Raw genomic sequence first — 23794 nt, 5'->3', positions numbered from 1 at the left:
ATTTACTTCCTGACAACGGCAAGTTGGCACCCACCCAGAGCTGCACGGAGTGCGCGTTTAGGGAATAAACGTAAAGTCAGATTGGAACCAACCTTTTTACCTAACGGAACCTTAACCCCGTTGCCAAGCAACGTTTCCACCACTCCCCCATCCTCAGTAGGTTGAAATCAAAGCCAACAAGCACTTGAGTGCTGCCGACGTGAGGAACCGCTACATGAGTGAGGCGAAGCCCTTTTCCTTCCTGAGCCCTATCAAAAACCCGCCCGCTTACGTAATGGATCCTGAAAAAAAGCATCTGGAAGTCACTCTGGATGTTGAATACGACACCAACAATGTTTTCAGCTTTGAAAAGCCGCACAACGTTCCAACTTACACCCGGGTCTTCACCAGCGATCTCACCAAAGAGGCAGGAAACACTCTGACTGGCCCAACCATTGAGATCAGGCCGGGTTCAAAGCTACAGATCCACACACACAACAAGTTGCCGGAGCAGGACCAAGTCGAGCCGGATGACATCAACTTCCCTTACGGCTTCAACAACTACAACATCCATACACACGGCTTGCATGTGACGCCGGAGTCGCCCGGAGACAACGTCTGCATGACCATTCGCCCCGGCGAAGGGTATGACTACGAATACGACATTCCGGCGGACCATCCTCCGGGGGTCTACTGGTACCACCCGCACAAACACGGGTCCGTGGCCTTGCAGGTTGGCAGCGGTATGGCTGGTATGATTATCGTGCGCGGCGCGTTTGATGATCAGCTCAAGGAGATGGGTGTGAAGGAATACTGCATGGTGTTCCAGAACATTGCCGTCAACGCTGAGGGCAAGGTGGAAGACCAGAAGCAGGTCGCCAAGTTCCCCAACAGTGAATACAACATCACCGTCAACAGCCAGTACTGCCCGATCATCAAGGTAAAACCGGGAGAGCTGATCAATCTGCGCCTGTTGAACGCAACCACACGCTCTTCGATCAACTTCGAGTGCCCATTCTTCGGGCAGATATTCATCTACGGGTATGACGGCAACCCCACTGACAACTATCGCAGACAGGGGGGCATCAGCCTTGCCCCGGCAAACCGCGCATCTGTCCTGCTGAAAATCAGCGAGGCGGCCACTCCAGGCGCATTCTATTACGTGCAAAATGACTCGGTCGAATATCAGTTCATTCCGCATTACAAGTACCACAACAACCCGCCACTCTTTGCCATTGAAGTCGAGCGTGGAGAAGAAGTCGCCGCAGCGATCTACATGCCGAGCGAAACAGCTGAGCGCACCACGCCACCTCCCTTCCCGGAAAGCCTGCACGGTGGCCTGCTGGAGCCAATTGGCCCAGAAGAAGTGACGAACAAACGCACACTGACCTTTCAGGCGAATACGCTGGATAATCCTGAGAAATACTACCGAGGGGTGAACGTCACCATCGACCACGGCCAGTTTGGCGGTTGTGAGGTGGTCAATCACTGGGTTCAACTGGACGCGGCGGAAGAGTGGACTCTTGAGAATGAAAGCGAGTTTCCGCATCCCATCCATATCCACGTAAACCCCATGTATGTCTTTGAAATTCAGGGCGAAGACCCTCTGGATTACACGCTGGAGCTCCCGTTCTGGGCAGACACCGTTCAGGTCCCACCTCACGGGCATGTAAAATTCCGCATGCGGTTCAAAGACTTCGTCGGCAAGTATCCTTTGCACTGCCACCTGCTCTACCATGAGGATGGCGGCATGATGCAGCACGTGAAAGTCGTCAGAGACCTGAAAGAAAAAGACGACTGGAACAACAACCAATAACAGCCCGAGACAACATCAGGTTCACATGACTGAGGTACACGGCATCAGCCCTAACAACGAGCGGAAGCCAAAACGAATGCGCAGCTTTTCTCTGAGCCATTTTCTACTTACCAACCCATTTGGTTATGGAGTGATGCTCGTGCTTCAGCTGGTTGTGGTGGCAATGATCACACGGCCAGATACCCTTCATGTATTTGAAGTTGCTTTCATTCTCGCCATATTCTTTGCAGGCATGGTCAGCCTGCAAAACGCAGGTATGCCCAGCTACCTCTTCACGTATTTCTGGAGCGGGTTTGTTTATGGCGGGTTCGGTATGATTTTGGGCCACCAGATCGACCTGTCCATTGATCAGAACCTGGCAATGCAACAGATGAACAGCCTGACACTGGCTGCTGTTTATCTAAACTGGATGACTCTCATCATGGTGGGCGCTTGTATTGTAACCTGCTTTTTCGCGGATCACTGCAAAGGGCATCCGGCTTCCAAAAGCGCAAAAACCTTCATACACGTCTTCGCAATTTCCATGATGATGTTTGGCGTTTACGTAGGCCATGCACTCAACCTGATACTGCACCGGAACACGTTTGACCGGTTCTATCTACAAGTCCTTGCCATGAGCATCTTCTTCACCATCGGCTATTACTGCGCTCTCAAGTATCATGACTTGCTTCGCGACAGAAAGAAGGCCTGAGTGGCCCTCTTTCCTTTTGCTTACCCAACCTTCTGCGGCGCGGAATACCGCTTCTCCAGCTGTGCCTGTATCATCTCAAAGACGAAACTCACCGCCCAGTAGATAAGCGCGGCACTGATCAACATCTCAAAGTGTTTGAACTCGGAGCGCCCAAGCGTCCGTGCCAGATACATGAGCTCCATGATGCCCATGGCAGACACAAGCGAGCTGTCCTTGAGCATAGAGATGAAGTTGTTGCCCGTTGGCGGAATGATGATGCGGATTGCCTGAGGCAAAACCACCTTCCACATAACTTGCCAGGGCTGCAAGCCCAGAGCGGCGGCGGCTTCTGACTGTTGCCGTGGAACCGCCTGTATGCCCCCTCGGAAAATCTCCGTCATATAGGCGCCGTAACTGAGCGACAAAGCCAGAATACCTGATGGGATTGCATCCAGCGTGATTCCAAGTTGCGGCAAGCCCAGATAAATCAGATAAACCTGCAACAACAACGGCGTACCGCGAAAAAACGAGACGTAGAACGTTGAAGCCGCATAGGCTGGACCTGAGTTGGACAGACGGGCAAGTGCGCCAACAAATGCCAGCAAGCTGGCGCAAATGATGGACGCAAACGAGACAAAGAGCGTGTAGAACAGCCCCTTGTAAAGCAGGATCGGCAACCGTTCGATAATGAACGGAAACGACAGGTCAAACGAATAAAAGAACCCCAGAAACAGCGCCAGAAGCTGCGCCCAATAGATCGGCACTTGCACCTTCATCGGCAGTTTGGAGACGAACACTAAGTCTGCTGTGATCACGGCAGAAATCGCAAATGCGGCCAGCACGGAAGCGGTATCAGGGGCCACATCAAGGTTCAGAAGGGTCGTCAGGTATTGCCCAACGCTGCTCAGATCAAACGCCATGAGCAACGCCGCCAGTACCGCGAAGAAAACCAGACGCCGGGAGGGCGCATGGCTAAACAGGTTCACAAGCAGTGTCATAGGACCAACCGCACTAGTGCGTCGTGGTTACAAGGTCGGCCCCGAACCACTTTTGGGAAAGCTCAACCAACGTACCGTCAGCCCGCATTTCCTCAATGATTTCGCCAACCTTTTTGGAAAAATCAGGATCATCACGAGACGTCACAACCGCCAGAGGCTCAAAGAACACCGCCTCTCCCAGAATACGGATCGGATAGTTCGCCTTGATCGCTTCCAGAATGGTTGGGACCGAAGTGATGCCAGCATCTAGGCGCTTGCCATCTCCCAGACGCAGATCATCCAGTACGTTGCTATCAGCCTCATAGGTGCGGACTTCACCCGGTGTCACCGCAAACTCAAAGGCAGGCGAGTAAGCCGGGTCCAACTTCAACTCGTGCTGAAGATAATACTCAAAGGTGGACCCTGTGCTGGCGCCAATGCGCTTGCCGTTTAGCTCCGAAACTGTTTCATAAGACGCATCCTTGTGCACGTAAAAAGCGGCAGGCGTGTAATAGTAAACCGCTGGAAAATCGAGTACTTTCGCGCGAACGGGTGTTGGTGTCATGGAGCCGATGGACATCTCCCAGCGTCCGCCCCACTTGCCGGATGTAATGGCCTCCCAAGCCGGGTTCAAGAACTCTGCCTTTGCGCCCATGCGTTTGGCAACTTCCTTTGAAACATCAATATCATAGCCTTCAAACACACCATCAGCGTTCAGGAACGAAGCTGGCGGATACCCCGAGTTGGTCGCGACACGGATCACCTTACTCTCCATGACGCGGTCCATCACTTCGCCGGAAAATGCGGGTTGAGTTAAGGCCAGCAAAGACACGCTGACAACCGAGCCAATACTCGCAATTGATTTAATAATATTCATTTACCCTTCCAAATAATAATATTATCCGGGTGATCCTATGCAACAGAACCAAGGTAAACAAGAGATTCTCATTTATTCATATATGAATACATTTCAGTTTCACTGAGTGAAATCTATGGGGCTAATCTATTTATTCTTCTGATTGCCCATTTATTAGATAGTATGTGCGATGACTCATAATAGTCATCGCACATACATCTTCATCTATTGGTATTGAACCGTGCTGCCTTCTGCGACGACATCAAGACCTGCTTCATGCCTCTCCATCGCCTGCACCAGTTTCCAGATCGGTTCAAGGAACAGCCCAAACGTGGAGTGATGAATGGGCAGGACGCGTTTCGGCTTCAGGCGATCCACCATGTCCACCACATCCGCGGCATCCATGCTGATCTTCCCAAGAGCGCCCGTCACACCCACCCCGCCAACATGCGGCACAAGAACATCAATGGCACCAAGGGCTTGGACTTTGGCCATCACATCATTCACCGGGAAGGTATCGCCAGTCCAGTACATGGTCCTGCAATAATCACCGCCACAAACTCAAAGAAGTACCCATTGCCCGGTCCGAGGATCTTCAGGATCTCCGCATTCTCAGAATGCTCGGCGGGAACTGCCGTGATGGTGATCTGACCAGACTTAGTCGGAAACACCATTTGCTCGCCCCATGGCAGAGCGATGATATTGGAAAAGCCTTTCTTTACAAGCGTTTGTTTGTCATGCTCTGTCGTGATCATCGCCATGTCAGAAGCGATTTTCGCCTCTGCTGCTGCATCAAAATGGTCTGGATGGGAATGACTGATCAGTGTTGCAGTTATCGCTCTAAGATCAAACGCAGGTAAAGCCCCAAATCTTGGCTGCGGTTTGATATTGGGTCCCTTTACAAGGTCAAACATCTCATTCGGGTTCGGCCTCACAATCGCCTGCTTCCCAACGCCAAAGGCAGGATCCGTGAGGAACGTACTCCATCAAAGCTGATGAGCATTGTGGCGCCGCCAAGCCACTGTATCTGCAGTGTTTCCTCTGGCGAACCGTTCACTTTGGCATGCGCTAGTACAGGCAAACCAACGGCAGAAACCAGTGCTGTTGTTCCGCTTAAACCAAGAAATTTCCGTCTGTTCATCTTGTCACCTATCTCTATATGGAGCATAGGGCTAGCAAACTCTGAGCGGCTGGAGTATTCAGATAATACTGTCATCATTAAACGATATAGTTGCATAATGACGAACATTATCCAGTTGCAAACCTTCGTTGACGTCGCCCGCCTGAACTCCTTCACTAAGGCCGCAGAGCACCTGAGTATTCCCCGTTCAACGGTCACAGCTCGCGTGCAAGCGTTGGAGGAGCGGCTCGGCGTGCAATTGCTTCACCGCACCACACGGCGGGTTTCTTTGACGCTGGAGGGCGAGCGGTTTTTTGCAGCAGTGCGAGCCAGCCTTGGAGGCGCTTCTACAAGCTGAAAGTGACCTGCTAGAGAAAGATGAACTCTCTGGAAACATTCGCCTTTCCGTCCCAACAGATTATCCGGCAGAAACGTTAGAGCGTGCTGCGCCAGATCTGATTCAGGTTTCTCATTTTAACTTTTTGTGATTCAATGTTGCCATCCTTGTTTTTGGAGGGCACATGGGCAAGCCATATCCGATAGAATTACGTGAACGGGTTGTTGCGTTTGTTGAGGCGGGCAACACCCATCGGGCCTCAGCCTTACAGTTTCAGGTTTCGATTAAGTTCGTCAATGATATGGTCAGGTTGAAGCGGGAGAGCGGTAGCTTGCAGGCCAAACGGCAAGGCAATCCCGGTCATGGTAAGCTGAGCAAGCTGCATGAGTGGATTCGGCTGCGTCTGCAGGAAAAAAGTGATCTCACGCTTGATGAATTAGCGCGGGAGCTGAGCGCTCAGCATGGCCTCAAAGTTCACCGCTCTTCGGTGGGCCGACTGCTGCACCGCCTTGGTTTATCTCATAAAAAAAGACGCTTGTAGCAACCGAGCAGAGCCGCTTAGATGTGGAGGTTGACCGTCATATCTGGATCAACTACCGCCAACCAGTGATGCGCAAGACTATGGAAAGACTTATCTTTATCGATGAGACCGCACTCAAAACAAACATGGTCAAGCAAACTGGATGGGCTCCAAAGGGAGAGCGGCTTTATGGGGATGTGCCGTTTGGCCACTGGAATACCCAGACTTTTATTGCTGGCTTGCGTCATGACCGGCTGGACGCTCCATGGGTGATCAACGGTCCCATGAACCGGCAAATCTTTGAGCAATATATCGAAACGCAGCTTGCGCCCACCGTGAAGGCTGGCGACGTCATCATTCTTGACAACCTGTCCAGTCACAAAAGCCTCAGGGCAGAGCAATGTTTGCGAGAGCGCGGTACATGGTTTTTATTCCTCCCACCTTACAGTCCGGATCTCAATCCCATCGAGATGGCATTTTCCAAACTCAAGGCCTTGATCCGCAAGGCCGCAGCAAGAAGTTATCAAGCACTGTGGCAGGCCGCAGGCCAAGTCTGCGACCTCTTCACAAAGCAAGAGTGCAACAACTTCTTCAAAACAGCTGGATACATGACCGATTAAACGCGACAAGCTCTAGAAGCGCTGCTGAGCAGCTTTGGCAAGCTGCATCCCAAGGTCTCGTTTTACGTTGATATGAGCGACAATCCGGTGGATCTCGTGGCAAATCACTTCGATCTTGCCATCCGCGCGCGGCATCCGGGAGACGAAACCCTGATCGCGCAGCGCTACACTTATGACCCTGTTGGACTATTCTCTCGCAAACCGCAGGAGCTCATCACAGAGGACAACATTGCCTCCTTTGCTCTCCAAGACCCGGGAGGCTTTCTAGCTGAGTTCTCGGTGGGTACAACCTCCACTCATATGATAGAGACCACCAACTTCCGTTTGACCAAACAACTTGCATTATCAACGGATTGCGTTGCTGTGCTGCCGATCTCACTTTGTGAGCAAGAGGTAGGGCAAGGCCGTTTGCGTCTCTTAAAAACCACTCTGCAGATCCCTCAGGTACCGCTTTACATTGTGACCCCTGCAAGAAAGCACAGACCGAAACGCACGCGTGCTTTTATCCAACACATCGTCGAGAGCGCAAAAGCCCGTCGGTAAGACCAAATGGCTTATGGGCGTAGGCTGAGCAATTCGTTAGTATCCCCGCAGATTTTAGTGACTGATTGCATGGGACGAGAGAGTATGGCGCAAGATACCCTTTTAAAAGAACAGCTTGGTGGTGTTTTGAGAATAACGCTCAACCGCCCAGACAAACTCAATGCTCTCTCACCAGAGATGCGGCAGGACCTGCTGACCGCGCTGAATGTAGCCCGCACCAACCCTGAAGTGCGCACGGTTATCCTCACAGGCTCAGGCCGCGCCTTTTGTACCGGACAGGACCTCAATGACATTCTGCCCGACAGCACTGGAGAGAAGCCTGATCTGGGTGATGTTCTAACCCAGCATTACAGCCCGATTATTCACGCGATCCGCCAGATGGAAAAGCCAGTTTTGTGTGCTGTGAACGGTGTTGCCACAGGTGCTGGCGCAGGTCTCGCCTTTGCCTGCGACATGGTTTTTGCAGCTAAGAGCGCAAAATTCATCCACGCTTTCAGCAAGTTAGGCCTTGTACCCGGAGCTGGTGCGTCCTTCCACTTGCCGCGGATGGTGGGCGAGGTGCGGGCTAAAGGGCTGATGCTGACAGGCATGCCGCTGACAGCAGACCGCGCAGCGGATTGGGGCCTGATCTGGGAAGCCATTGAAGATGACCTACTTCAGGGCGAGGTACTAGATATTGCAACTAAACTTGCAAAAGGCCCAACATCGGCTTATGCCATGACCAAACACCTCATTCATGCATCGGCTGATAGCACGTTGGAAGACCAGCTTGTGCGGGAAGCGGAGATGCAGCGAAGGGCTGGAAATTCGGAGAACCATGCCGAAGGCCTGAACGCGTTTCTTGAAAAACGCTCACCTATTTTCAAATAGCGCCTGCGTCCCTCTTGGGTGGTTGCAGCGTGTCCCAAAACCATAATTGCGGAGAAATCTATGGGCATTATCGCAGTGGATCATGTTCAGATGACCATGCCAAAAGGTGAAGAGCCAGCAGCGCGTGCCTTCTTCATCGGGCTGTTAGGTTTCGTTGAAGTCGAAAAACCTGCGTCTTTACAAGTCCGTGGCGGAGCCTGGTTCACCGCTGGCAGCGTTAACCTGCATGTTGGCGTGGAAGAGCCATTCACTCCAAGCAAAAAAGCCCATCCTGCCTTTCTGTTTGATAATCTTCAGGAAACTGTCGATCGCCTCGCCGCTGCAGGTGCTGTATTGAAAGATGACAAGCCATTGCCGGGCTACATCAGAAAGTTCACTGAAGACCCGTTTGGTAATCGCATAGAGCTGATGCAGAAGACGGGCTAACTGCTGGCGCTGCACGCCAGAATAGAATTCAAATTTCTGCTTTAGACATTGATAAATAAACAGAAAATCTTCGAGTTTTCGAAAACCTCACGATATCCTGTGTATGTTAGAGGGTGAGTTACTCAAGCAAGCTCACCTCGGCACAGGAGTCCCCGCAGATGACCATTCTCAGTTTGCAGCACTTCAACCTTCCAATCGCCCCTGACGGGGATAAGCTCGCGCGTGAGTTTTATGTAGACTTGCTGGGCTTTGAAGAGATTGAGCGACCTGAGAGCATACGGCACCGTTCAGGTGGTTGGTTTTCCGTGGGTTCTGTCAATTTGCACCTGACCGTGCAAGACCCGTTCGTCGCCAACAAGGTGGGGCATCCGGCCTTCGTGGTGGATGATATCATCAAACTCACACAGCACCTGCGGGATGCGGGTTATGAGGTTTCAGAGGACCCGACCTTCATTGGCTTCCTGAGAAGAACCACCCATGACCCCTTCGGCAACCGCGTTGAACTGATGCAGCCCGAAGACATGGTGCAGCACAAGCTATAGCTTTTTCAGCTCCTGAAGCAGTGCGTTGGTAAGGCCAAGCAGCTTCCCCTCCGGCAGAATATCATCGTGGTTCCACGTCAGCGCGACTTGCCAGTGTGTTCCATTCAAACCTTTGAGATCATAAGTAAAATTCAGAACACCGATCTCGCTGCCAGCCTTGAATGCAATGCGTTGCCAATCCGTCTTTTCCGCAAGGCCAGGGTTGAACTGCATGGCTTTGTCATCAGCAATTTCGCCAATCACATCACAAAGTTCTTCTGCGCTTGCATACCATTCCACTCCGGTGAGGTATGGGTCTGCTACATCTTCAATCGCCGGTAGCGGACGTTCCTCGATTTTCTCCAGAATTTTCCGCCGCTTAGCAACATCCGCCTGGCCGTATTTATCAGCAAGAGCACGATCCGCCTTGAGTTGATAGAACTGGCGAGATGTCAGAAACGGCGTCCGTTCTTCGCGTGTTTCCAGTGCCTTAGTGCCAATGAGGTTAAGAACAACATCCGCAGCTGAGTTATCAGAAGCTGCCATCGTGTGCTGCGCGAGCACCTGCAGGGTCACCAGCCCTCCACTCATTTTGGCGTAAAGGTTGCTAACTGGATGAGATTCCAGATCTTTCTCGAGCCGAACCTTCTGGTTCCACTTCAGTTCGCCGCTCTTTACGCGGCGCACCAGTTCCTGCATTACAAACAGCTTATAAGCCGGACCAATCGCCAGTGGCTGATCTGCATTTTTGCTGAAAATTTCTACGCCATCTTTGCGAATGAGGAGGCTGGAGGTTCCGGCAATCTCTTGCATCAAAGACAAGCACTCATCAAGATTTTCAACCTGATATAGCGCAGGTCTTACGAATAAGCCTTTGATTTTGCGAGATCTTTCCCGATCCAACAACACGACGATCTTAAAGTGCGTTGTTTTGACGAGAAATGCGTTTTTTTGCGTTTCTTTGCTGATTTCTTGCGCTGCTCCGTAAGCGGCGAGCGCATCCTCCAAAGACCGCTTCAGCCCCTGCTCTCCCACCAGCGAAAGGAAGCCAGCCGTGAACATGGACAGGTCTTCCCCATTGCCATTCCAGAGCTGAAAGAGGAGATCCATGTCAGACGTGTTGCGCAAGGAAATCATCTCAGGCGTGATCTGTTTGGCGGGGGAGAGGTTCTCCAGCGCATCCTTTATGCTCAGGATAGGATCAAGAAACATCTCTTTCAGGGTGCGCATTTCAAATCGCCTCAGGTCAACCAGCTGGGAATCGTCCCTCTTCTCTTAAAGAGAGCGCATGAGATTGGCAAAGCCTGTCTTCTCTCTTTAGCAAAAAGCCACAGTTGGGCAACCTGAGAGGCGGATACTTAGTCGCCTCAGAACAAATCATACCTCGCTCTATAACCAAGCAGATCTGCCAGAATAAACCGGGCTCGGAAGCTGTTAGGTTTGGCCCGCATGCCCTTTCGCAGATTCCCGAGCACGCTATGAGGTTGGTATTGTGGAGATCAGTGTCGTTCTTCCGGTTCACAATTGCGGCAAATATCTGCTGCCCGCATTGCAGAGCCTAAAGTACCAGAGCTTCCCTCACTTTGAGGTGCTGATGATCAATGATCACTCCTCTGACGGATCAGAGGACGTGTGTGCAGACATTGCCACTGTCGATGACCGGTTCAAGCTGCTACATTCCCCTCATTTCGGAATGGCTGGCGCCCTGAATTTTGGCATCACACAGGCCAGTGGAGTTTATATCGCCCGTATGGATGGCGACGATCTGTGCAGACCGGAGCGGTTTGCCAAGCAGATTGAATTCCTTAAAGAAAACCCGGACATTTCGTTTCTCGGTACCTTCGCTGATCATATCAACGATCATGACAGGGTCATGGGCTCCTTTGACTTTCCAGAGGACGATTTCGAGATTAAAGCGCAATTGGATCGCGGCCAGAACACCTTCGTTCACCCGTCCATGATGATGCGACGTCGCGCACTTGTGGACCTTGGAGGTTACCGTGAGATCTTCACGATCTGTCAGGATTATGACCTCTGGTTACGGGCGCAGGACAGGTACTCCTTCGCCAACCTGCCAGAGCGACTTGTTGCCTATCGCGGGTTCCCGGATAAACGTGATCTGACCAACAGGTTCTGGAAGCATTTTTACATCACCCGCCTTGCAGAAATCAGCGTACAGCAGCGCCGCGCCGGGCACCGCGATCCGGTGGACCAGATGGCAGATGAGTTCGATCTGGAAGCCATTGATGAGCGGCTTGTGCGCGAGCGCCTCATCTCCGCACGGCAGGACTATTACTGCAACAAAAAAGCCTTTGTGGATCGCAAGTCATTGAACTCAATGGATATCGATCAGGTCAAAGCCTTCCTGCTCAACAATAAGGAAAAGTTCAACAAAAAAGCCCTGGGCCAGGCCTTTGGGCTTCTGTTTGATCAGGCCATGCGGATTGAAGACACTGAAAGCGCAGAGGTTCTTTACAAACTCCAGCGCGGAATCTCAAAGAGCAGGCACCTCAAGTCCCTGCTCTCTAAACCCAACAAACTCGTCAAATACGCCCTGCGAAAGCGACTGGAGGAGGAGGCATAGTCTCGCTACGCCGCTCTTTTGCTCTCCTCTGACTATTTCTTTTTCTTGCCGCTCTTAGGTTCCACATCATCACCGAAGAAGTCTTTCTTCTTCTTTTTGCTGAGAGCGGCTTTTGCTTTTTCAGACCGTGTTTTTGGGTACTCATCTTCCATCTTTAAGGCGGCGGCCTTGATCTTAGGAATGAGCTTCCAAGCTTCGTCAATTTTCAACTCTCGGTGCAGCGCTCCGATGTCTACGATCAGGGCCTTAAAGGCTTCTCTATTGTTATAATACTGCGTCAGCGGCGCTCTTTCTTTCGCCAGCGTCTGCTTCTCTCTTGAACTGCGAGCCGCTTTTCCTTTTTGGCTCAGCTCCTTTTCCGCAGGCTCGAATTTTTTATCCAAACCAACCATGATTTCACAGGCGTTGAAAACGACTGTTTCCATTTCCCAGATTTCTTTCTTATTGGCCTTGGCTTGTTTTTCTTCTGCGCTTAGATGTTCGTCAGAGTTTGCGCGGTGCTCTTCTTCAGCCGCTCTTTCTGCCTCAGCAGCAGCTTGCCGTCGTTGCATGACCGCCAGTTCGTCTTCGAATGTGCCCTTCTTCTTCTTCCCAAGAGCAGCTTTCACTTTCTCGCTTCTGGATTTCGGGAACTCATCTTCCATCTTCTGAACGGCTGCCTGCAGCTCTGGAATGATATCGCGGATTGGCTTGATATCCTGACGACCGATATGTTTGTTGACCAGTGCCATAAGCTTTTTCACTTCAGCGCTATTCGAAACAAAGGCATTCCGTTGAGGCGGGGTTTTAAGGTTTTCATCTTTGGCATTCAAATCAGCAAGTGACTGGCTCGCCATATCGACAATATGCTCAAACCCTTCAATTTCTTTCCGAGTCACTGCGGCTTGCTTGAGACACTCATCAAGGCTGTCGAAGTAAACCTCAATCTTTTCCAGTTCAGCTTCGCCCTTGGGATCATCATCCTCATAATAGAAACCAGAGGCAGTCAACAAGCACTCTCTCAGATTAGCGATGGTGCCTTTATAGAAATCCTTTTCACCCAGATCCTGGAATAAACCTGTATTGTCTTCATATTTGGTTATGCGAGGATTATAGGCTTTGATGCGTTCCAGAAGGTCTGACTTCGGGTTAAGTTCACCCTCAATTGCGTCAGCGCCTTTCAGCTGCTCCATCTGCTCTCTGGCTGCCTGGAAAAGGTTGTCCATAACATCCAGATCCTGATCAATGGCGCGCAAGGCGACTTCGACGACCTTCTTGTCCATATTGGCAAGCGCGATGAGGCCCACCTTGAAGGTGTTACACTGTTCTTGAGCATCCGCATAGGTATCAGCGAAATCCGCATAGTGGCCTTCGACCTCAAGATTCTCTCGGGCCCACTTATCAAGCTGTTTCAATTGGCTAAATTTACGGCGCACAACCTGCAATAACTCGTGTCTGCGGCCTGAGGCATCCGTTTGCGCACCGCCCTCACCAGCATCCGGCATGCCAAGTAATGTCCGCATTTTACCAAGCGCAACTTCAACGCCTGCCAGCATATCGTCAGCAGCCTTTTTATCGCAGTTGGACAGAACAACCTGATCCTGTGTGAGCAGCGTAAAGGCTTCGTTGTTTGCCTTGTAGAATTCTGCAAACTCATTTGGCTTTTTCTTCAACTCACTTTTTCGGGCCGCGAGCGTGGCAAACGCGCTCTTTACGTTCTTTATGCGGAATTTTACGTCCGCCCCAATACTCTGTATTTCAGCTGCTGCAGCAGCAAACGCTTCCTGCATATCAGCAATTTGGCTATTGAAAGCGTTCAACGCACCCACACTCACGGCCATGCTATTGTCAGCCATAGCCACATTGAGCGCTTCAAGTGCTTTTGAAGCGCTCGCGCGGACCTTATCGAAGGTTCCCAGCTCAACGCTCCAAGCCACAATCTCTGGCCGGCGCTTCACCAAGTCCTGCAGTTTCGCAGTAGCTTCCTTCGCTTTGATGTTAATGCCAGAAATATCATTATTTCGAATTTCCTGAGCTTTAGCAAATAGCTGCTGCATCTGCACCAATGCAAACTTGGCAGAGGAAACATATTGCTGAAGTTGCTCGCAATGCGCTTCTTTATCCTCTCTATTCTCCTGAGAACAAGCCATTCCATCTTCTTGGTATGACAGAGCACCCTGATAGACGGTCTCAAACTCCGCTCCATTGACGTCCTGACATATCGGACGCCAATTGGCATTACTTGTATTGATGGCTGTTTTCAGGCTATTCAGATCTTCCCTCAAACGGGCCAGACGCTGCTCCAGAACATCGCCGGCGCTTTCCTTCTCAGCCGAAATGATTTCCGCTGTTTCAGCGTCGTTATGTCCTTGAGCGGTCAGAGCAACTTTCTTCATGCGCATATGCATGGTTCGCCCTGTTTCGATCAGGCTATCAAGCTTTGGCAGCGCTTTTTTAACGTCTGAATCAAGCCAAAGACCCTGATAAATATCCTGAGCTCCATCAAGGGCAGATTTCGAAAGCTCAAAAGCCTCCTCAAACTCGGTCGAATGTTTCTTGGACCAACCAGTCTGGTCTTGTTTATGATCTTCCTGAATTTTCTGATGTATGTTGAAAATTGCATCACCGCGTTCGTTGAGCGCCACCTCTTCTGCAAAGACATCACCAAGAGCTTCGACATCTTCAAAGGCATGCGCCCCTTTTGAAACCAGACCGAACTCCACCTCATCAGCAGTGGCTTTCTTCGCAGTCTTGGCATTCTTCGGCGCTTCGAAACACTTGGGCATGTTGCCGATAGCAGTCTTCATCTGATCGATGGCTGTTTTGGCGTCTGCAACACGGTTTTCAGAGAGCAGCAACTTGGCTTCCTGCCCCAGTGTCTCCACCATGGTCTGGTAGCTTAAAAGATCAGAAAGCTGTTCTTCATAGGGGATCTTATTACGCTGTTTGTAATAGGTGCCAGCTTCTTTGAGCAGATCAGAGACTTGATGAACATAATTATCCAGCTTGAGCGCAGTTGAAACACCACGGTCAAGAGCGTCACTCATGCCCTTCAAGCTAAGCTTTGCATTATCGAGGCAATCATTTGCAGCATCAATGTCTTCACCAACAGCCGCAAGTTCTGCTTCATTCAGGTAATCATCGGTTTTCTGCTCAAAATTCTCGAATATCTTGAGCTGTTCCTTGTCAATGATCAGATGGGCCTTTGCCGTAAGACTTCCGAACTCAACATAAGCCTGTGCCACCGCAACCTGAACGCCTTCTGCTGTATCAAGCGATACCTCAAGTGCCTCTGGCACTTCATCTCCATAGGAAGAGTCAATATCGGCCTCAGAAGGATCAATACTGCAGACCTTGAGCATGGCATTTGCCCATGCATCAACCTGACTGGACTGTTTTTGAGTACCAGCAGTTTCATTTGAACCGGAAGGGATATCGGAACCAGCCATAACGGACCTCTTGGCGCACTAAAATACCTTAATGCGGGATATCACTTACGCCATGAGATAATGTTTCGCCAATCCCCCTCTATCGAGCGAATATTTATTAAAAAAGCTGAATTGAGTGGCCCCTTCCCTCACAAAAAAGCCCCCCGCCAAATCAAGCGAGGGTCGTGGGAGTTTTTCTGCCCGAGATGTGCCTCATGCCGGGTTGGTGGGGTGTTTGGTTTTGGCAGTTTGTTGTGGTCAGGCACCGCTGGGGGGCAGTGCCTGATGTTTTTGTTGGCGTATTCTTTTTCCGAAAATCGGAGGTGTTATCCGGTGTTTGGTTAGCTCACTTTTTCTATACGCGCGGGGAGAGCCTGGCGGGCGATGCTGCCGACGACGGGGTCGGCGAGCAGGGCCGGGCGTTTGCTGGTTGGGTCGGTGTAGCCCAGATCATTGCTGTTGGTGCCGAGGCCCCGCTCAGAATGGCCTTCCAAAATGACTTTTCCGATCTTATGGGTGCGCGCGCCCAGCTCGTGGTGACCGTAGCCGTGCTCAATACCGATGGCGCCCCGTGCAATGCCTTGGCGAACCAAAGCTTGCCCGCTGATGCGGTTGCTTGGGGAGATGACGGTGATCCAGTCTCCGGTTTTGATGGAAAGCAGGTCCGCATCCACCGTGTTTATAGCGATGGCGTTGGAGAGTTTGAGATCATCCAGATACGGATTGCCTCCGGTGCTGGAAGAGCGCAGCTGGGATTTGGTGCTGACAACGCGGAACGGCCACAGATCCGGCGGGAAGGCTTTGTCCACTTGAGTTCCGTCGGCAAAGCTTGGGGCCTGCCATGTTGGGCAGCCAACAAATTTCTCACCCGTCATGGAGTTGCGCGCGGTGCCAACAGTCTCGTTCCAGACCTGAGTACCTTTTTTGTAGGAACGTGCGAAGGTCTCTCCCTTGTAGGTTTTCGCCGCATCCTCATAGCGGCCACCTCTGTTGTAAACATACGCAACACGGCGCCATTCATCTGGCTTTAACGTGCTTTCCAAGTCCGCGCGGATACGATCCACACCGGTGATCGTCATGTCGGCGTCATCACTTTCCGGAACAGCTCCTCCGTCAAACGCCACGTTGGCACCGGCACGCATCCAGAAATCCTCAGAGCGGTGCAGCGGGTGCAGGTTGCCGTCTGCATCCGGGATGGCTTTGTCACCAAAGCCCGGCAGGTCCATGCGTTTGGCTACATCGATGAAGAAGTTGTCCATGTCCATGTGGCGTCCATCCAGTGTTTTGCCGGTCTGGCAATCCACCACCGGCCAGCGGGCCGTGGAGACCTTGGTGGGCACACCGCCCCATGCAGACGCCCAGCCCCATGCTTCGTAGAACACACGGTCCGGCACGATGTAATCGGCGAAACGAGAGGTCTCGTTGATAAATGGATCAATAGCGATGAACAGCGGCAAGCGTTTGGTGTCTTTGATCTTCTCTTTGACGTCGTTCTCCATGCCTGCAACACCGTAGACCGGGTTGGAGGACCATGTGATCACGGCTTTGGCTTTATAAGGATAGCCTTCCAGCACGGAAGTGAGCCATTGCGCACCCATGGGCTGGGTGAAAGAATGCCAAGGCGCCTGTGCCGGATACGGGTTCTTGCCATCCGCAACCAGCCGCTTGAACTCGCTGGTTTTCTCATAGGCGAAGCCACCGCGGCCTGCATCCACTCCTTTCACCTTCACCTTGCCGGGGAAGGCAAGCAGGTTATAGCGTGGGCCTTTCTGCACATCCTTGAAGCGACCACCACCTGCTGTGGTGCCCCCTTTGGCGTTGAGGTTGCCGACCAGTGCGTTGAGCATGACGATCGCGTAGGCGGTGTAAAAGCCTGCTGCATGCATGGTACCGCCATGACAGTCCGCAGCTGCCTGTTTGCCAACGCTGGTGAAATCGCGTGCCAGAGAGATGATGCGTTCTTCTGGTACACCGCAGTCGGTGGAGTATTCAGCAAGCGTTTTGCGCAGTGCCTCCCGGCGCAGCAAGCTCAGGCTGGTGGCTACGGGCACAGTAGAACCATCCAGAAGTCTCACGGTTCCCTGGTGGAACAGTGTGGCAGGGCGGCCCTTTGCAGGAGAAAGCTCTCCCGTTTGCGCATCAAGGCACATTGGTGTTTTTTGAGCATCTTCTTCCAGGTCAGCTGTTACCATTCCTTGCCGCAGGAATGAGCCGCCTTTTGGATGCTCAGGATCATCAATGACCAGATGCGTTGCATTGGACCAACTGGCCTCCCCTGCCGTCTGAGCTGCTGCGCCGGACGGTTGAGCCAGAAACTTGGCGTCATATCGTTCGTTTTCCATGATCCAGCGGATCATGCCCATCACCAGCGCCCCATCCGTGCCCGGCCTGATAGGAACCCATGTGTTGTCTTTGCCAAACGCATGGTTTTGAGAGTTGGTGAGAACAGGGTCCACCACCGCATACTTGACCCCATCGCGGCCACGGGCAGCGCCCATCAGCGTGCCCTGCAGCTTGTAGGGGTTGCCTGCATTGCCCGGGGCCGTGCCGATGAACAGCATGTATTTGGCGTGACGATAGTCCGGCTTCAGGTGTGGCTGCTTCTTCAAGTTATCCAGCATGGCCGCATAACCAGCCCGCATGGAAAGGCCGCAATAGGAGCGGTGCCCTACGAAGTTGCGGGTGCCGTAAGCCATTTTGGCAAAGCGGGCAGCCATCATCAAACGACCGTTTTTAAACACCGGGATCACCACCAGCTGGTTGGCTTTGGGACCGTACTCCGGATTTTCCGGATCAAGCGGTGTCTTCAGATCGCGGATCGCGCGCAGGCCTTCCACCTGGCCTTCCCCAAACAGGTCTCCCCCTTCAACGGTTTCCTCAATCAACTGGTCCCAGGAAATTTCCTTCCACTGGCCGCTGCCGCGTTCGCCAACGCGTTTCATTGGCTTGAGAATACGCTCCTTGCTGTTTTGTTTGGCGATGGCAGCATTGCCGCGCCCGCAAGCGGTGGAGCGTCCGGCAAGGCCTTGCTCATCATAGGCAGACAAGCCGGTGATCGCCTCTTTAATTGGCGTGTCGTATGGAATGTGCGGATTGGTGGAGAGTGGGCTGTACGGGTTTCCGGTGGCACGCAGAATATCGCCAGAGGCTTTGTCCACCCGCACACGAATGCCGCAAACGCTGGTGCAGCCCATGCACATTGTGTAGCCGACCCGTTGATCGGGGTTGAGGATCACCTCTCCGGTTGTTGGATCAACCTTATATTCCGGTGGCAGAGCCCCTCCGGAAATGCCTTTGGCTTTCGCATCCCCCAGCACGCCTTGATAGAAGTTTTTGCCCGTTTCAGCAAAGCCCCAGAAGGCAGCGCCAGCTGCGCCAAGAGCGGTTGCGCCTTGAAGAACACCACGGCGAGAAATAGTCATAACTGGCTCTCCTTAGGCTTGAGTTTGCTTGCTGGCACGCACGGCCAGCAGATTGATGAGAAGCGTCACGAAGATCAGACTGAGGATCAGCAGGCCCGCAGACCCGGCCAATGTGCGCAGAGCGTCCTGAGACAAAGCGGCTTCATGGCCATAAAATGCAGTCTCGGTTTTAGACATGAGCTGCGCCCCGTTGAATGTGGACCAGCGGAAAGCCAATGCCCCAAACACGGCCAGCGCCCCGCTTACACCGCGCAGCAACAAAGAGGCCTTTGCACTCACAGCCAGAACCACTGGAACCACGACACCTGCGATGATGAACGCACCGAACAAGCCAACAGGGGCATAGTCTGCCGCGAGTGTTGAGAGGTTGGTGTCAGTCAGCATCCAGAGGCCAAACGCGACCAGAGTGGCAGCACCTGTCACCACCAGCATGTAGCGGCCTTCCCCCTTCTCACCATTGAGGCTATCAATGGTCATGGTGGCACCGGCACCGCTCATAAGGGCGGTCAGAATGAGCACAATGGGGAAGCCGAGTGTGTTCCAAACCGGGCGTGCTGCAACCACGCTCATTTCACCAGCGGTGTACCCTAAAATACAAAGGGCCAGAGCGCCGACAATCATGGTCAGCATGCGTTCGCCGCCGCACATGGGCGCGTTGCCGCGACGGCCTGTCATGAACGCCAGCAAAAGCGTAGAGGCGATAAACAACGGTAGGAACCAGCTGCCCCACCACATGATGGAACCGGGTGCAGCACCACTGTAAAAGTGCATAAAACGTGCAGGCTGGTGCAGGTCTGCCAGCAATGGCAAACCGGAGGCCAATGCAAAACTGGTGGCGACAATCAGGGCGCCTTTGGCTTCTGCAACGCGCACAAGACGAGCATAAGCCAGCAGCAACGCAGCACCTGCCCCCGTACCCACCAGCAGGAAGTACGCGACCGCCCAGGGCCGCCAAACGGCTTCATGATCAAAAGACATCAGATCAACAGCAGGCATAACTCACACCTCCCCATGTGCAGGCGTTTCAAGACCTTGGCGCAAATCACGGGCACCACCACCAACCGCTACGGTTGAGGCAAGCCTGTCATCCAGCCCGATGTAATAGACGTTTGGTCCTGTCTTGAACTCAGGTCGCAGGCCCTTGGTTTCATGCTCCGCCATCAGCTTGCGGATTTCGCTTTCCGGATCATTCAGATCGCCAAATACGCGGGCGTTGCCAACGCAGGTTTCAACGCAGGCCGGCAGCAAGCCAACGGACGTGCGATGCACACAAAACGTGCACTTGTCTGCAACGCCGGTTTTGTGGTTGATGAAGCGCGCTTCATAAGGGCACGCCTGCACGCAGTAGCCGCAGGCCACGCATTGCTCGGCATCCACCACCACAGCGCCCTCATCGGTTTTATAGGTGGCATTGACCGGACACACCGGAATGCACGGCGGCTCGTCACAATGGTTGCACAAGCGCGGTAACACGGCCTGACTTGGACCATCCGGACCATCCAGCTCGTATATGGGAACAGCCGTACGGTGCTGGCCTGCGGGCACGTCGTTTTCAATGGTGCAGGCCACGGTGCAGGCCTGACAGCCGATGCATTTGCGCAGATCCACCAGCATGCCCCAGCGCTTGGGCTTTGCCTGTGCGCTTGCAGCTGCCGGCGCTGCCACTGCAGCTGTTGAGCCTGCCATGGCCAGTTTGAGGAACTCACGTCTTGAATTCATGTCTCCCCCCGGAGTGTCACGGTTTGGGTTGTTCCCAAGCTACCGGGAGGCCAACAACAAAAATATTGGGGAGGTTATCTGCGGGCTTAGGGGAGTTCCCCTAGATGGGGCGGGGCAACACCAGAGAACAAACCCTTAGTCATCACAGATGCGCGTCTCATTCGTCCATAGGAGAGCAGCACATAAGCATGCTGCACAAACAAATGATCGTGGTGAATAAAGGAAAACAATAATGCCCGCTATCAATCTTACCGCTGCCTGGCAGGCCGTGCCTTCAGGCGTCTGGCAACCTCAACATCAGGTCGCTGGTGTTTGGAGAGACATCGATCGCGAAACATCAATTGCCTCAATCCCGTTGGTGCGGTCCGCACCGGGAGCTGGTGACCGCCCGATTTCTGGTCGTTTTACTGTGCCAGTTCAATCCACCTATCAGGCGCGCGTCTCTCCGCTCTCGCCCAACCCTGTCCGCCTAAACTCTGTTTAACCGTTTAGAGGAGCGAAGCTGTATTTTTTAATGCAGCTTCTCTTCAAGCAAATTGCATCATGAGGCAGTCGCTCTTATACAGATCAGAAGATTTTTCAGAATGTTCTTTTCTCCAAGGATTCCTCATTTGAGCATATTGATTATTGCCGTTTCTGGCATGCTTGCCGGGGTATTGTCCGGCATTGTTGGCACGGGGTCATCCATCATTCTCCTGCCTATTCTGGTGGCTGTGTTTGGCACTAAGGCAGCCATTCCCATCATGGCGATTGCCGCACTCATCGCCAATTGCGGGCGCGTGATTGTGTGGTGGAGTGAAATCAACTGGCGCGCGGTGTTCTTTTACGCACTGCCGAGCATTCCCATGGCTGCTCTGGGCGCGAACCTGTTGATTGCCATACCGGAATCCGTTGGCAGCACCATCCTTGGCCTGTTCTTTCTGGTGCTCATTCCCGTGCGCTATCTGCTGCGCTCCAAAAACATCGGTTCCAAGCCAATCCACCTTGTGTTTGGCGGAACGCTCATCGGGTTCATCACCGGACTGGTCGCCTCTTCCGGCCCACTGAGCCTTGCCGTGTTTTCGTCTTTCGGCCTCGTCAAAAGCGCGTTGATCGCAACAGAGGCGGCGGCCTCCCTGTTCGTGTTCGGCTCCAAGGCTGCGGCCTTCAGTTATCTGAACGTCATGAGCACGGACATCCTCATTGGTGGGGCGCTGGTGGGCGGGTCGATCACCCTTGGCACCTATGCGGCTAAAACCATATTGAACAAGCTCAGCTCCAAGCAGCATGACCGGATGATTGATCTGGTTCTGGCGGGCTCCGGCATTTCCATGATTATGCCTTGAATATTGCAGGTCGCACCCTACAATCAGCACACTTACAGATTTAGTCTTTCTGCTCTTTCAGCCTCTGACTTCCATCGAGACATTGCGATGCTTCCTGCTGACTATATTGATCTTTACTGCGAGCGAACCGCGCCGGGGTTCTGGAATGAACCGCTGAATGCGCTCAGCAATCTCAGCTTTATTGTGGCTGCTCTGATCGCGCTTTATCTGGTGCGTAAACGGGGCAACCCGAGCATCGCAGAGCTGTTGCTGATCGCGCTTGCAGCGGCTATTGGCGTTGGCTCATTCCTGTTTCATACATTTGCAAACACTTGGTCAGAGCTGGCGGACGTTGTCCCAATCTGGAGTTTTGTTGCCTTCTACATCATCACGGTGATCTATCGTGCGACCGGTGAAAACCTGTTCCGCACCTTGCGTGCCAGTGCCATTGCTGTGGGCATCACCGCAGCCATTTTCTGGTTCAGCTCGGATGCTGTACTGACGGATATCGATGCTGGTCCTGATCCGTTCAACGGCTCTCTGCAATACCTGCCAGCTATGGTCGCTCTGCTCATCGCAACCCTGCTGATGCACCTGCGCAAGCACCCGGCCCGGGCCTACATCACGCTCGCCACGGCGACCTTTGCAGTCTCTTTGATGTTCCGAACCGTGGACATGGCCCTTTGCTTCTCCGTCGCTTTCGGCACCCACTTCATGTGGCACCTGCTCAACGGCCTGATGATCGGCTTCCTCCTCGCAGCGCTGGTTCTCAAGATGCCGCCACAAGGAAAGGCTCAATGATCCGGTTGCGTGATTACATTGCAAACTGGGAGAACTCACCACTCGCAGAACTTGGGCACACACCGTGGGCAATGACGACGAACGCTGCAAGCATCATTCAGGGCATGATCTCTCGCCTTGATAGCTCGTACCGCGTCACCAACAGCATCGCTATTCACGAAAGCGCCGTGGTGGAAGATGGGGCGACACTGAAAGACGCAGTGATCATCGGGCCCAACGCCTTTGTGTCCTCCCGCAGTTATTTGCGCGGAGGCGTGTTTCTGGATGAAGGCTGCGCGGTGGGCCCGTTTTGTGAGGTGAAGTCCAGCTTCATGCTCAAAGGCTCTAAACTCGCCCATCTCGGGTTTCTGGGAGATTCCATTTTAGGCGAAAACGTCAATCTGGAAGCCGGCGTTGTGGTCGCCAATCACCGCAATGAATGGACTGGGAAAGAGATTACGCTCCTTCAGGATGGCAACGAGATATCGACAGGTGTGAGAAAATTCGGCTCCCTGATCGGTGACAACAGCAAGGTCGGCGCAAACTCAGTCCTCGCTTCTGGCACCCTGCTCAAACCCGACAGTGTCATCCCCCGCTTGACCTCGGTCGATCAGCAGGCGAAGCAGCTCATATCTGCGATGCTATAAGCTTGTCTCTGGCATTAAACTTTGCGCCTGACGCAATCACATTCAGAATTCTTTCCGCACACTCCTCCGCACTCAACATCGAAGTGTCCAGTTCCAGATCATAAATCCCCGGCTTATGAACCTCTTCCTGCCAGCGAAGGACGGGTAACGGGATTTTGCCTTCCTCATTGGCCGTGAGATAAGTCCCATCACTGCCAGCTCGGCGCTGCATGATCTCTGCCAGTGGGCAAAAGACGCCGACAATCATCACGTCCAGCCCTTCCAGCTCCTTCAGATAATGCCTCCAGTTGCCGTCCAGCGCCGCATAGTTGTTGTGGTGGCCCAGATCAGCGATGACATCAAAGCCCAGTTCGGCATGAGCTGCGATGCTTCTGTAAAGCGCATGATAGGAGCGGGAGATAAAGTCTTCCAAATCAGGCCTTTCCCCTCCCGGACGCAGCCCTATCCCCGGCTTCATGTATTCCGGCGTCATGTGCTTGCCGACAACGTCCACACCGAGATTTATCCAGGGCTCATCTGCCTGCTTTTGCAGTGCTGATACAATGGAACTTTTGCCTGATCTTGGCGCTCCATTGAGCAACACAACCCGCCCTGTTTCCATTCACCAGTCCTCCCCGTTGCCATCAGCATAACAGATTTGCACGGAGAGACAGCGGATGCCGAGGGACTGCCCCCA

General features: G+C 52.9%; 25 protein-coding genes. 14 read left to right on the top strand and 11 right to left on the bottom strand.

Annotated features, from left to right (window positions below; all coding sequences use genetic code 11):
- Positions 1-214: 214 nt before the first annotated feature.
- Both PsWM33_RS26140 and PsWM33_RS26135 read left to right on the top strand, forming a co-directional pair.
- Positions 215-1795 carry a multicopper oxidase family protein gene (locus PsWM33_RS26140; protein WP_063302197.1) on the top strand — a complete coding sequence of 527 codons (1581 nt, stop codon included), beginning with the start codon at positions 215-217 and terminating at the stop codon, positions 1793-1795.
- A gap of 25 nt (positions 1796-1820) precedes the next feature.
- Positions 1821-2486 carry a hypothetical protein gene (locus PsWM33_RS26135; RefSeq protein WP_063302196.1) on the top strand — a complete coding sequence of 222 codons (666 nt, stop codon included), beginning with the start codon at positions 1821-1823 and terminating at the stop codon, positions 2484-2486.
- Positions 2487-2506: 20 nt separating this feature from the next.
- On the opposite strand, the gene PsWM33_RS26130 is transcribed toward PsWM33_RS26135, so the two are convergent.
- From PsWM33_RS26130 to PsWM33_RS28260, 5 genes are all read right to left on the bottom strand, one after another.
- Entirely contained in the window at positions 2507-3463 is a 957-nt protein-coding gene (locus PsWM33_RS26130) for an amino acid ABC transporter permease (protein ID WP_063302195.1), read from the bottom strand.
- A gap of 13 nt (positions 3464-3476) precedes the next feature.
- Positions 3477-4319: a transporter substrate-binding domain-containing protein gene (locus PsWM33_RS26125; protein ID WP_063302194.1), complete on the bottom strand. Its 843-nt coding sequence runs from the start codon at positions 4317-4319 to the stop codon at positions 3477-3479.
- A 204-nt stretch (positions 4320-4523) separates the two neighbouring features.
- Positions 4524-4832 carry an MBL fold metallo-hydrolase gene (locus PsWM33_RS28750; RefSeq protein ID WP_208994763.1) on the bottom strand — a complete coding sequence of 103 codons (309 nt, stop codon included), beginning with the start codon at positions 4830-4832 and terminating at the stop codon, positions 4524-4526.
- Positions 4802-5233, bottom strand: coding sequence for an MBL fold metallo-hydrolase (locus PsWM33_RS28745; RefSeq protein WP_208994762.1), 432 nt, complete (start codon positions 5231-5233; stop codon positions 4802-4804). Before PsWM33_RS28745 ends, PsWM33_RS28750 begins: the two co-directional genes overlap by 31 nt.
- Positions 5230-5439 (bottom strand): twin-arginine translocation signal domain-containing protein, encoded by a 210-nt coding sequence (locus tag PsWM33_RS28260; protein WP_208994761.1) that lies wholly within the window; start codon positions 5437-5439, stop codon positions 5230-5232. Before PsWM33_RS28260 ends, PsWM33_RS28745 begins: the two co-directional genes overlap by 4 nt.
- Before the next feature lie 97 nt (positions 5440-5536).
- On the opposite strand from PsWM33_RS28260, the gene PsWM33_RS28595 reads away from it, so the two are divergent.
- From PsWM33_RS28595 to PsWM33_RS26085, 7 genes are all read left to right on the top strand, one after another.
- Positions 5537-5776, top strand: a complete 240-nt coding sequence (locus tag PsWM33_RS28595) for a LysR family transcriptional regulator (RefSeq protein WP_063302193.1) — start codon at positions 5537-5539, stop codon at positions 5774-5776.
- Between the two features lie 163 nt (positions 5777-5939).
- Positions 5940-6296, top strand: a complete 357-nt coding sequence (locus PsWM33_RS28590; RefSeq protein ID WP_063302192.1) for a winged helix-turn-helix domain-containing protein — start codon at positions 5940-5942, stop codon at positions 6294-6296.
- Between the two features lie 23 nt (positions 6297-6319).
- Positions 6320-6895 carry an IS630 family transposase gene (locus tag PsWM33_RS28585; RefSeq protein WP_082827161.1) on the top strand — a complete coding sequence of 192 codons (576 nt, stop codon included), beginning with the start codon at positions 6320-6322 and terminating at the stop codon, positions 6893-6895.
- A gap of 21 nt (positions 6896-6916) precedes the next feature.
- Positions 6917-7438, top strand: a complete 522-nt coding sequence (locus tag PsWM33_RS26100; protein ID WP_082827160.1) for a LysR substrate-binding domain-containing protein — start codon at positions 6917-6919, stop codon at positions 7436-7438.
- An 84-nt stretch (positions 7439-7522) separates the two neighbouring features.
- Positions 7523-8308 carry an enoyl-CoA hydratase-related protein gene (locus tag PsWM33_RS26095; RefSeq protein WP_063296128.1) on the top strand — a complete coding sequence of 262 codons (786 nt, stop codon included), beginning with the start codon at positions 7523-7525 and terminating at the stop codon, positions 8306-8308.
- A 60-nt stretch (positions 8309-8368) separates the two neighbouring features.
- Entirely contained in the window at positions 8369-8734 is a 366-nt protein-coding gene (locus PsWM33_RS26090; protein ID WP_063302190.1) for a VOC family protein, read from the top strand.
- A gap of 158 nt (positions 8735-8892) precedes the next feature.
- On the top strand, positions 8893-9276 hold the full coding sequence (locus PsWM33_RS26085; protein ID WP_063302189.1) for a VOC family protein: 384 nt from the start codon (positions 8893-8895) through the stop codon (positions 9274-9276).
- On the opposite strand, the gene PsWM33_RS26080 is transcribed toward PsWM33_RS26085, so the two are convergent.
- Positions 9271-10485 carry a serine hydrolase gene (locus PsWM33_RS26080; RefSeq protein WP_063302188.1) on the bottom strand — a complete coding sequence of 405 codons (1215 nt, stop codon included), beginning with the start codon at positions 10483-10485 and terminating at the stop codon, positions 9271-9273. The genes PsWM33_RS26085 and PsWM33_RS26080 overlap by 6 nt on opposite strands.
- A gap of 262 nt (positions 10486-10747) precedes the next feature.
- On the opposite strand from PsWM33_RS26080, the gene PsWM33_RS26075 reads away from it, so the two are divergent.
- Entirely contained in the window at positions 10748-11839 is a 1092-nt protein-coding gene (locus PsWM33_RS26075; RefSeq protein WP_063302187.1) for a glycosyltransferase family 2 protein, read from the top strand.
- A gap of 32 nt (positions 11840-11871) precedes the next feature.
- On the opposite strand, the gene PsWM33_RS26070 is transcribed toward PsWM33_RS26075, so the two are convergent.
- The 4 genes from PsWM33_RS26070 to dsrO form a co-directional block, all read right to left on the bottom strand.
- The gene (locus PsWM33_RS26070) at positions 11872-15267 is read right to left on the bottom strand and encodes a hypothetical protein (RefSeq protein ID WP_063302186.1); all 3396 of its coding nucleotides are present in this window, start codon (positions 15265-15267) and stop codon (positions 11872-11874) included.
- A 320-nt stretch (positions 15268-15587) separates the two neighbouring features.
- Positions 15588-18668, bottom strand: coding sequence for a molybdopterin-dependent oxidoreductase (locus tag PsWM33_RS26065; RefSeq protein WP_063302185.1), 3081 nt, complete (start codon positions 18666-18668; stop codon positions 15588-15590).
- 12 nt (positions 18669-18680) lie between these two features.
- On the bottom strand, positions 18681-19664 hold the full coding sequence (gene nrfD, locus PsWM33_RS26060; RefSeq protein ID WP_063302184.1) for an NrfD/PsrC family molybdoenzyme membrane anchor subunit: 984 nt from the start codon (positions 19662-19664) through the stop codon (positions 18681-18683).
- Between the two features lie 3 nt (positions 19665-19667).
- A complete protein-coding gene (gene dsrO, locus PsWM33_RS26055) occupies positions 19668-20387 on the bottom strand; it encodes a sulfate reduction electron transfer complex DsrMKJOP subunit DsrO (RefSeq protein ID WP_063302183.1) in 720 nt (239 codons plus the stop codon).
- 232 nt (positions 20388-20619) lie between these two features.
- Between dsrO and PsWM33_RS26050 the strand changes: the two genes are divergently transcribed.
- The 4 genes from PsWM33_RS26050 to PsWM33_RS26035 all read left to right on the top strand — a co-directional run bounded on the left by PsWM33_RS26050 (position 20620) and on the right by PsWM33_RS26035 (position 23118).
- Positions 20620-20871, top strand: coding sequence for a hypothetical protein (locus PsWM33_RS26050; RefSeq protein WP_063302182.1), 252 nt, complete (start codon positions 20620-20622; stop codon positions 20869-20871).
- 127 nt (positions 20872-20998) lie between these two features.
- Positions 20999-21712, top strand: a complete 714-nt coding sequence (locus PsWM33_RS26045) for a sulfite exporter TauE/SafE family protein (protein WP_193778482.1) — start codon at positions 20999-21001, stop codon at positions 21710-21712.
- Between the two features lie 87 nt (positions 21713-21799).
- Complete coding sequence (locus PsWM33_RS26040) at positions 21800-22492, top strand: ceramidase domain-containing protein (protein ID WP_063302180.1); 693 nt, start codon at positions 21800-21802, stop codon at positions 22490-22492.
- The gene (locus PsWM33_RS26035) at positions 22489-23118 is read left to right on the top strand and encodes an LpxA family transferase (RefSeq protein ID WP_063302179.1); all 630 of its coding nucleotides are present in this window, start codon (positions 22489-22491) and stop codon (positions 23116-23118) included. The genes PsWM33_RS26040 and PsWM33_RS26035 overlap by 4 nt, the downstream gene beginning before the upstream one ends.
- Here PsWM33_RS26035 and PsWM33_RS26030 read toward each other — a convergent pair.
- Positions 23099-23719 carry a chloramphenicol phosphotransferase CPT family protein gene (locus tag PsWM33_RS26030; RefSeq protein ID WP_063302178.1) on the bottom strand — a complete coding sequence of 207 codons (621 nt, stop codon included), beginning with the start codon at positions 23717-23719 and terminating at the stop codon, positions 23099-23101. The two genes, PsWM33_RS26035 and PsWM33_RS26030, sit on opposite strands and share 20 nt — an antisense overlap.
- Between the last annotated feature and the right edge of the window lie 75 nt (positions 23720-23794).

Source organism: Pseudovibrio sp. WM33 (genome assembly GCF_001623165.1).
In the GTDB taxonomy this organism is placed as follows: Bacteria; Pseudomonadota; Alphaproteobacteria; order Rhizobiales; family Stappiaceae; genus Pseudovibrio.
This window is presented reverse-complemented; position numbering and strand designations above follow the sequence as displayed.

Excerpts from the sequence above, each read along its gene's own strand:
- PsWM33_RS26135 (WP_063302196.1), top strand. The coding sequence starts at position 1,821 with ATGACTGAGGTACACGGCATCAGCCCTAACAACGAGCGGAAGCCAAAA.
- PsWM33_RS26090 (WP_063302190.1), top strand. The coding sequence starts at position 8,369 with ATGGGCATTATCGCAGTGGATCATGTTCAGATGACCATGCCAAAAGGT.
- PsWM33_RS26050 (WP_063302182.1), top strand. The coding sequence starts at position 20,620 with ATGCCCGCTATCAATCTTACCGCTGCCTGGCAGGCCGTGCCTTCAGGC.
- PsWM33_RS26125 (WP_063302194.1), bottom strand. The coding sequence starts at position 4,319 with ATGAATATTATTAAATCAATTGCGAGTATTGGCTCGGTTGTCAGCGTG.
- PsWM33_RS28590 (WP_063302192.1), top strand. The coding sequence starts at position 5,940 with ATGGGCAAGCCATATCCGATAGAATTACGTGAACGGGTTGTTGCGTTT.
- PsWM33_RS26030 (WP_063302178.1), bottom strand. The coding sequence starts at position 23,719 with ATGGAAACAGGGCGGGTTGTGTTGCTCAATGGAGCGCCAAGATCAGGC.
- dsrO (WP_063302183.1), bottom strand. The coding sequence starts at position 20,387 with ATGAATTCAAGACGTGAGTTCCTCAAACTGGCCATGGCAGGCTCAACA.
- PsWM33_RS28595 (WP_063302193.1), top strand. The coding sequence starts at position 5,537 with ATGACGAACATTATCCAGTTGCAAACCTTCGTTGACGTCGCCCGCCTG.
- PsWM33_RS26095 (WP_063296128.1), top strand. The coding sequence starts at position 7,523 with ATGGCGCAAGATACCCTTTTAAAAGAACAGCTTGGTGGTGTTTTGAGA.
- PsWM33_RS26080 (WP_063302188.1), bottom strand. The coding sequence starts at position 10,485 with ATGCGCACCCTGAAAGAGATGTTTCTTGATCCTATCCTGAGCATAAAG.
- PsWM33_RS26035 (WP_063302179.1), top strand. The coding sequence starts at position 22,489 with ATGATCCGGTTGCGTGATTACATTGCAAACTGGGAGAACTCACCACTC.
- PsWM33_RS26140 (WP_063302197.1), top strand. The coding sequence starts at position 215 with ATGAGTGAGGCGAAGCCCTTTTCCTTCCTGAGCCCTATCAAAAACCCG.
- PsWM33_RS26085 (WP_063302189.1), top strand. The coding sequence starts at position 8,893 with ATGACCATTCTCAGTTTGCAGCACTTCAACCTTCCAATCGCCCCTGAC.
- PsWM33_RS26040 (WP_063302180.1), top strand. The coding sequence starts at position 21,800 with ATGCTTCCTGCTGACTATATTGATCTTTACTGCGAGCGAACCGCGCCG.
- PsWM33_RS28750 (WP_208994763.1), bottom strand. The coding sequence starts at position 4,832 with ATGTACTGGACTGGCGATACCTTCCCGGTGAATGATGTGATGGCCAAA.
- PsWM33_RS26130 (WP_063302195.1), bottom strand. The coding sequence starts at position 3,463 with ATGACACTGCTTGTGAACCTGTTTAGCCATGCGCCCTCCCGGCGTCTG.
- PsWM33_RS26065 (WP_063302185.1), bottom strand. The coding sequence starts at position 18,668 with ATGACTATTTCTCGCCGTGGTGTTCTTCAAGGCGCAACCGCTCTTGGC.
- PsWM33_RS26070 (WP_063302186.1), bottom strand. The coding sequence starts at position 15,267 with ATGGCTGGTTCCGATATCCCTTCCGGTTCAAATGAAACTGCTGGTACT.
- nrfD (WP_063302184.1), bottom strand. The coding sequence starts at position 19,664 with ATGCCTGCTGTTGATCTGATGTCTTTTGATCATGAAGCCGTTTGGCGG.
- PsWM33_RS28260 (WP_208994761.1), bottom strand. The coding sequence starts at position 5,439 with ATGAACAGACGGAAATTTCTTGGTTTAAGCGGAACAACAGCACTGGTT.